The organism is Bradyrhizobium sp. (assembly GCF_049586575.1).
Taxonomy (GTDB): Bacteria; Pseudomonadota; Alphaproteobacteria; order Rhizobiales; family Xanthobacteraceae; genus Bradyrhizobium.
In genome coordinates this window covers 1-1923 of the sequence record NZ_JBAVCF010000504.1, presented here as the reverse complement: position 1 = coordinate 1923, position 1923 = coordinate 1, and the positions used below count along the sequence as shown (strand labels likewise).

At 60.3% G+C, this 1923-nt stretch carries 2 protein-coding genes and 1 pseudogene; 1 reads left to right on the top strand and 2 read right to left on the bottom strand.

The window, feature by feature from the left end:
* Window positions 1-234 precede the first annotated feature (234 nt).
* Window positions 235-1017, top strand: coding sequence for a 3-oxoadipate enol-lactonase (gene pcaD / locus WB528_RS19245; RefSeq protein ID WP_423889983.1), 783 nt, complete (start codon window positions 235-237; stop codon window positions 1015-1017).
* Window positions 1018-1106: 89 nt separating this feature from the next.
* On the opposite strand, the gene WB528_RS19240 is transcribed toward pcaD, so the two are convergent.
* Complete coding sequence (locus tag WB528_RS19240; RefSeq protein WP_423889982.1) at window positions 1107-1631, bottom strand: hypothetical protein; 525 nt, start codon at window positions 1629-1631, stop codon at window positions 1107-1109.
* Between the two features lie 146 nt (window positions 1632-1777).
* Window positions 1778-1923, bottom strand: a pseudogene (locus WB528_RS19235) (SMP-30/gluconolactonase/LRE family protein); the annotation flags it as partial.

The following is a 1923-nucleotide window of genomic DNA, read 5'->3' as shown; positions in this document are numbered from 1 at the left end:
CTTCTGAACCAAAGCCACACCAGATCAATAGGTTTTGCTAGTGTCCTTTCGATTCCGAAGTTCGAAACGTGGCTGCGCAAAATGCTACGAACTTCGGAATCGAAAGGACACGGGTGGTCCGATTCCGACATTCGCTTCGATGACCGCCTCGCTCTCACGCCTGCTCGCGCCGAATGCGCGGATCATTTCATGTGAAGACGCGCTGCGCATTTTTGGCATGACAAGGAAAACAATATGCCGATGATCGACGCCGACGGCTGCCTGCTCAACGTTTCGGTCGAGGGCCGCGATGGCGGTCCTACCCTGATGCTGTCCAATTCGCTGGGAACCAATCTGCAGATGTGGGAGCCGCAGATGAAGGCGTTCACGCAGCTTTTTCGCGTGATCCGCTATGACCGCCGCGGCCACGGCAAGTCGGGCGTGCCGCCGGGCCCCTACTCCATGGAACGCTTTGGCCGCGACGTGCTGGCGATCCTCGACGACCTCAACATCGAGAAGGTGCATTGGTGCGGACTCTCGATGGGCGGCATGGTCGGACAATGGTTGGGGACAAACGCGCCGGAGCGCATGGGCAAGATCATCCTATCCAACACCACCAGCTATTTTCCCGATCCGACCAACTGGCTGAACCGGATCAAGGCGGTGAAAGACGGCGGCATGGCTGGCCTCGCCGACGCCGTGATCGCAGCCTGGTTCACCGCTGACTTCCGTGAGCGCGAGCCGCAGATCACGCAAAATGTGAAAGCCATGCTGCTTGCGACCCCGCCCGCCGGTTATATCGCTTGCTGCGAAGCCCTCTCCACGCTCGATCAGCGCGCATTATTGCCGAAAATCAAGTCCCCGACGCTGGTGATCGCCGGCCGTCACGACGTATCGACCCCCGTCGCGGCGGCCGAATTCATCCGCAGCCAGATTCCCGGCGCCTCGATGACGATTCTGGATGCGGCCCATATTTCCAACATCGAACAGCAGCACGCGTTCACCGAAGCGGTGGTCGGCTTTCTGACGCAACGGTGAGAGTTTCAATGGACGATCAGAAACGCCGTGACGAAGGCATGGCACAGCGCCGCAAGGTGCCGGCCGCCTATCACGCCGTCAAGGATGCGTCAGCCATTATAGCGGAGCTCGGCCTGCTCACGGGGTAGATCCGATGGCGCCGTTGCCGCCACCGTCTGCGGCTGCGCAGGACGGTCGAACAGCATCACGATGGCGGTGCCGAGCATCATCAGCAATTCGGTTGCATGCAGCCGAAGCGCCTCGGCCTCGCCGACCTGGGACGCCATGATCATGCTCGCAAAGCTGATGACGCTACCGATGCCAAGCGCGATCGCCAGGGCTTCGCTGCCACTGGTCTGCTTGCGAATGAAGCTGATCGCCGCAAGAACGAGGAATAGCGCAAAGAAGGCTACGACGGTCAACCGGCCCAGCGCCAGCAGCCACGCAAAGCGCACCGTGGTCATCGAAGCCAGTTGCAGGTGATCGCTGGCATAGAGCGCCACAGAAACGCTCGGCCGCTCGTAGAGGCCGCGGACCGGCGACATCACGATCGTATGGGCGATGATGGCCCAGTTCGGAATGAAATAGGCGGCGAGCAGTGCACCGCTGAACGAACTGATCCGCCAGTTTGACATGACGCTTTCCCTGTTATTCCCGCAACGTGTGAGGGATTGTTCGGGAAGTAACGCCGTTAAACTGCGAGGGGCAATTTAAACCGTTTATTTACCTTAACCCGGCCGCGCCCGAGGGTGCGGCCGGTTCCGTCACAATCCGGCTGGCTCTAGACCGCGCCCCGCGCCTCGACGTAAAGGACGTAGAGCGAATGCGAACTTGCCATGTACAGGCGGTTCTTCTTCACCCCGCCGAACACGACATTGGGGCAGCGCTCCGGCAAGCGAATGAAACCGATTGCCTTGCCTTCGGAGT

What these genes read in the sequence shown, in the direction of transcription:
- pcaD (WP_423889983.1), top strand. Translation starts at nt 235, where the DNA reads ATGCCGATGATCGACGCCGACGGCTGCCTGCTCAACGTTTCGGTCGAG.
- WB528_RS19240 (WP_423889982.1), bottom strand. Translation starts at nt 1,631, where the DNA reads ATGTCAAACTGGCGGATCAGTTCGTTCAGCGGTGCACTGCTCGCCGCC.